Origin of the sequence: Dietzia sp. CW19 (assembly GCF_014145265.1) — a bacterium.
GTDB lineage: Bacteria > Actinomycetota > Actinomycetes > Mycobacteriales > Mycobacteriaceae > Dietzia > Dietzia natronolimnaea.
Genome location: NZ_JAALEE010000206.1, coordinates 1 through 5,142, shown reverse-complemented (window position 1 = coordinate 5,142; position 5,142 = coordinate 1). Strand labels below are relative to the sequence as shown.

General features: G+C 70.0%; 5 protein-coding genes. 4 read left to right on the top strand and 1 reads right to left on the bottom strand.

Annotated elements, in window-relative coordinates; all coding sequences use genetic code 11:
- A partial coding sequence (locus G6021_RS06965; protein WP_347238164.1) for a GAF domain-containing protein occupies positions 1 to 689 on the bottom strand: 689 nt, incomplete at its 3' end.
- A gap of 150 nt (positions 690 to 839) precedes the next feature.
- Between G6021_RS06965 and G6021_RS06960 the strand changes: the two genes are divergently transcribed.
- The 4 genes from G6021_RS06960 to G6021_RS06945 form a co-directional block, all read left to right on the top strand.
- The gene (locus G6021_RS06960) at positions 840 to 2,630 is read left to right on the top strand and encodes a long-chain fatty acid--CoA ligase (protein WP_182639111.1); all 1,791 of its coding nucleotides are present in this window, start codon (positions 840 to 842) and stop codon (positions 2,628 to 2,630) included.
- Positions 2,631 to 2,784: 154 nt separating this feature from the next.
- Positions 2,785 to 3,720, top strand: coding sequence for a cysteine synthase A (gene cysK / locus G6021_RS06955; protein WP_179524173.1), 936 nt, complete (start codon positions 2,785 to 2,787; stop codon positions 3,718 to 3,720).
- A complete protein-coding gene (gene epsC, locus G6021_RS06950; protein ID WP_182640927.1) occupies positions 3,720 to 4,343 on the top strand; it encodes a serine O-acetyltransferase EpsC in 624 nt (207 codons plus the stop codon). The genes cysK and epsC overlap by 1 nt, the downstream gene beginning before the upstream one ends.
- A 172-nt stretch (positions 4,344 to 4,515) precedes the next feature.
- Positions 4,516 to 5,142 (top strand): zinc-binding alcohol dehydrogenase family protein (locus tag G6021_RS06945; protein ID WP_241736454.1); only part of this gene is annotated, 627 nt, incomplete at its 3' end.

Sequence of the window (5,142 nt, the reverse complement as noted above, 5' to 3'; positions counted from 1 at the left end):
CCGCCGACCCCGGGGCCGTCCCCGTCGACCACGCCGGCCCCCGCACCGAGAACACGCAGCCTGAACCGCCCACCCTCGGCTCGGTCGACCCCGCCGCGACGGGGTACGACCAGGCCGGCGGCGGTGCGCAGCTCCCCCTCGGCGAGCATCACCGTCGCCCGGATCAGGGCGAGCATCTGATCCGAGGCCGCACTGCTCGGGCCGGTGACGTCGATGAGCCCGATCAGCTCACCCGTCCCGGGGTCGTGGACCGGCGCCGCCGCGCAACTCCACTCGTGGGCCATCTCGAGATAGTGCTCGGACCCGCGGACCCGCACCTCCGTGTCGTGCCGGAGCGCGAGCCCCGGCGCGTTGGCCCCGACCGCCTCGTCCGTCCAGACCGCGCCGGGGATGAACGCCATCGACTCCGCGCGGGACCGGACGCCCCGGTCACCGATCACGCGGAGCAACCGTCCCCGCTCGTCCGCGACGGCGACGATGTGCCCGCTGGAGACCACGCCCGACACGAGGACCGACTCGACCACCGGGAGGACCGACGCCATCCGGTGCTCCGCCACGTGGCGGGAGAGGTCCGGGCCCTCCAGCTCGACCGACGGCGCGACCACGGTGGGGTCGATACCCCGATGCCTGCTGCGCTCCCACGACTCGGCCACCAGCAGGCTCGCCGCGGGTCCCGTGCCCCCGAACATGTCGTCAGTGTAACCCGTATCACACGAACCGGGATCACAAACCTGACGCGCCCCTCATAAACGGATCTAAATAGACCGTGCTGAACACGGACAGCGGCCAACCCTCTACACTTGCCAGTGATACAGGCCACACATGACCTAAGGATCGCAATGACGACCGAGTTCGCCACCCCTCCAGTAACCAAGCCCTTCCCTGTCGAGAACCTCGGCCGACTCCTGTTCAAGAACGCGGAGGAGGCCCCGAACGACGTCGCGGTACTGCGGCTCGTCGGGACCGACTGGAAGGAGGTCACCTGCGCCCAGTACCTGGAAGAGGTCAAGGGCGTCGCCAAGGGACTCATCGCCCGGGGCGTCAAGCCCGGCGACCGCCTGGCCATCATGAGCCACACCCGCTACGAGTGGTCGCTCATCGCGTGGGCCTCCTGGGCGGTCGGCGCCGTCACCGTGCCGATCTACGAGACCTCCTCGTCGGGCCAGTGCGACTGGATCCTCACCGACTCCGGCGCGACCGTCGCCGTGGTCGAGAACCTCGAACTCCGCGAGGTGCTGACGTCCGGCACCGAGTGGAACGGCGACATCATGGTCATCGAGAACGACCTGGTCGCCCAGCTCACCGCCGCGGGAGCGGATGTCACCGACGAGCAGCTCGAGCAGGCCTCGCTGGCGACGGGCCACGAGGACCGGTGCGCCATCATCTACACCTCCGGCACGACGGGCAACCCCAAGGGCTGCGAGATCCTGCACGGCGGGTTCGCCGGCGTCGTGATGTCGGTCGAGGAGCAGCTCAAGGACGCGTTCGTCCCCAACAGCCGCACCCTGATCTTCCTGCCGCTGGCACACGTGCTGGCCCGCATCCTCGAGGTGGCATGCTTCTACAAGCGCGTCGCCGTGGCCCACGAGCCCGACACGACCAAGGTCGTCGAGCGCCTGGCGGAGATCCACCCGACCTTCCTCGTGTCGGTCCCGCGCGTGCTCGAGAAGGTCTACAACTCCGCCGCGGGCAAGGCCGAGGCCGCCGGCGGCGCCAAGGCCAAGATCTTCAAGGCCGCGGTGCAGACCGCGATCGACTACTCCATGGCCATGGAGGGTGGCGGGAAGCCGCCCGCGGGCCTGGCGCTCAAGCAGAAGTTGTTCTCCAAGCTGGTCTACTCGAAGCTCCACGACGCCCTGGGCGGCGAGTGCAACCGCATCATCTCCGGCGGCGGCCCCCTGGGCGCCCGTCTCGGCCACTTCTACCGCGGCGCCGGCTTCGACCTGCTCGAGGGCTACGGCCTCACCGAGTCCTCGGGCGTGCTCACCGTCAACCCGATCGGCCAGGCCAAGATCGGCACCGTCGGTCGACCGATCCCCGGTGTGACCATCCAGATCGCCGACGACGGCGAGATCCTGGCCAAGGCCAAGACCCTGTTCAAGGGCTACTGGCAGAACCCGAAGGCCAACGAGGAGTCCTGGACCGGCGAGTGGTACCACACCGGCGACATCGGCGAGCTCGACTCGGACGGTTACCTGTCGATCACCGGCCGCAAGAAGGACCTCATCGTCACCGCCGGCGGCAAGAACGTGTCGCCGTCCCAGATGGAGGACCTCCTCTCGGCCGATCCGCTGATCAGCCAGGCCGTCGTGGTGGGCGACAACCGCAACTACATCGCAGCGCTGATCACCATCGACCAGGAGACCTTCCCGGCGTGGCGGGACAAGCACGGCAAGACCGGCGAGGTGGCGGACCTGCTCCAGGACGGCGAGCTGGTCGGCGCCATCCAGGACGCGGTGGACCAGGCCAACAAGTCCGTCTCCCGCGCCGAGTCCATCCGCAAGTTCAAGATCCTCGCGGCGGAGTTCTCGGTGGAGAGCGGTGAGCTCACCCCGACGCTCAAGCTCAAGCGCAACGTCGTGCACGACCGCTTCGGCAGCGAGATCGAGGCGCTCTACTCCGACAACTGAGTCCTCGACCGGTAGCGCCCGGGCCCCACGGGGTCCGGGCGCTGCGGCATTTCGCCGGCCCCGTCATTTCACGCGGGCGTGGTCCGGACGGGTGCGGGATCACGTACACTTGCCGATAGACAGATCGGTTCATTCTGAAGAACGGAACTCACCAATGGCGAAGATCTATTCCGACATCACCGAGACCATCGGCCACACGCCCCTGGTCCGCCTCAACTCCCTCACCGACGGCCTCCAGGCCACCGTGCTCGCCAAGCTGGAGTCCGCCAACCCGGCCGCCAGCGTCAAGGACCGCATCGGTGCCGCGATCATCGACGACGCGGTCGCCTCCGGCGCCCTCAAGCCCGGTGGCACCATCGTCGAGGGCACGTCCGGCAACACCGGCATCGCGCTGGCCATGGTCGCGTCCGCGCGCGGGTTCAAGTCCGTCCTGGTCATGCCCGACACCATGTCGGTCGAGCGCCGTGCGGTCATGCGTGCCTACGGTGCCGAGCTCATCCTCACCCCGGGCTCCGAGGGCATGAAGGGCGCCGTGGCCAAGGCCGAGGAGGTCGCCTCCACCCGCGAGAACGCGGTCCTGGCCCGTCAGTTCGCCAACCCGGCCAACCCGGACGTCCACCGCCGGACCAGCGGCCCCGAGGTCTGGGAGGACACCGACGGCGAGGTCGACATCTTCATCGCCGGCATCGGCACCGGCGGCACCATCACCGGCGCCGGCGGGTACCTGCGCGAGCAGAAGTCGGACATCCAGATCGTGGCCGTCGAGCCCAAGGACTCGCCGCTGCTCACCGAGGGCAAGGCCGGACCGCACAAGATCCAGGGTCTGGGCGCCAACTTCGTCCCCGAGATCCTCAACCGGGACATCTACGACGAGGTCATCGACGTCACCCTCGACGATTCGCTGCGGATCGCCAAGCGCCTCGGCACCGAGGAGGGCATCCTCGCCGGCATCTCGTCCGGTGCCAACGTGTGGGCCGCGCTCGAGGTGGCCAAGCGTCCCGAGAACGCCGGCAAGACCATCGTGGTGATCGTGTGCGACTACGGCGAGCGCTACGTGTCCACCATGCTGTTCGAGGACTACCGCGACTGATGACCGACCCGACTCCGTCGACCGCGGACGCGCCCGCGGCGGGGATCCTGCGCACCCTGCGTGAGGATCTCGCCGCCGCGCGTGCCCACGACCCGGCGGCCCGGGGAGATGTCGAGAACGCGATCGTCTACTCCGGCCTGCACGCGATCTGGTCCCACCGGCTCTCCCACCGACTGTGGGTGGCCGGCGGGGCCGGCCGGTTCGCGGCCCGCGTCCTGAGCCAGTTCACCCGGTTCCTCACGGGGATCGAGATCCACCCCGGTGCCACCATCGGTCGGCGGTTCTTCATCGACCACGGCATGGGCGTGGTCATCGGGGAGACCGCCGAGATCGGCGACGACTGCATGCTGTACCACGGGGTCACCCTGGGCGGCGTCTCGCTCAAGCACGTCAAGCGCCACCCCACCCTGGGCGACCGCGTGACCGTCGGCGCCGGGGCCAAGATCCTGGGCCCCGTCGAGATCGGTTCGGACTCGTCGGTCGGCGCCAATGCCGTGGTGGTCAAGGACGCCCCGGCCAACTCGATCGTCGTGGGCATCCCGGGCGTCGCCAAGCCCGCCACGGAGTCGAAGGAGGAGCTGCGCGACGCGCAGTTCTACATCGACCCCGCCATCTACATCTGACCCCTCGAGGTCCGGGACCCACCCCACGAATCCCGTGGGGGCGGGTCCCGGACCTCGTCGTGGTTCCGGCCGTCCCGACCACGCGCCCGATCGCTGTCCGGGGCTGGCCCGCGCCGCGCGGCCGGGGATAGGATCGCCGTCACCGCACCGCGGGATCGAGGTGATCGTGACCATGACGACGACGATGCGGGCCTGGGTGGTCCGCGAGCCGGCACCCCTGGCGCGGTCCCCGCTGGACCTCGTCGAGCTCGCCGTGCCCGAGCCCGGGCCGGGGGAGATCCTGATCCGCGTCCTCACGTGCGGGGTCTGCCGGACCGACCTGCACGTCGCCACAGGTGACCTCCCGGTCCGCCGACCGCGGGTGGTCCCCGGCCACGAGATCGTCGGAGAGGTCGTCGGTTCGGGTCCCGGGTGCGTCCGGTTCCTCACCGGTGACCGGGTGGGCGTCCCCTGGCTGCGGGGCACCTGCGGGAGTTGCGGTGCCTGCCGGGCCGGACGGGAGAACCTGTGCGCCCGGTCCCGCTACACCGGATGGGATGCCGACGGCGGCTACGCGGAGTTCACCACCGCTGCCGAGGCCTTCGCCTACGCCCTTCCCGACGGGATCGACGACCTCTCGGCCGCGCCGCTGCTGTGCGCGGGCATCATCGGGTACCGCGCGCTGAAGCGTGCGGCGCTCCCGCCGGGCGGCAGGCTGGGCGTCTACGGCTTCGGCGGTTCGGCCCATCTCACCGCTCAACTCGCCCTCGCGCAGGGGGCGGAGGTCCACGTGCTCACCCGGGGCGAGGGCGCGCGCCGG

Bases quoted from the DNA above. Each gene is read 5' to 3' on its own strand.
- G6021_RS06960 (WP_182639111.1), top strand. From the start codon at position 840: ATGACGACCGAGTTCGCCACCCCTCCAGTAACCAAGCCCTTCCCTGTC.
- cysK (WP_179524173.1), top strand. From the start codon at position 2,785: ATGGCGAAGATCTATTCCGACATCACCGAGACCATCGGCCACACGCCC.
- epsC (WP_182640927.1), top strand. From the start codon at position 3,720: ATGACCGACCCGACTCCGTCGACCGCGGACGCGCCCGCGGCGGGGATC.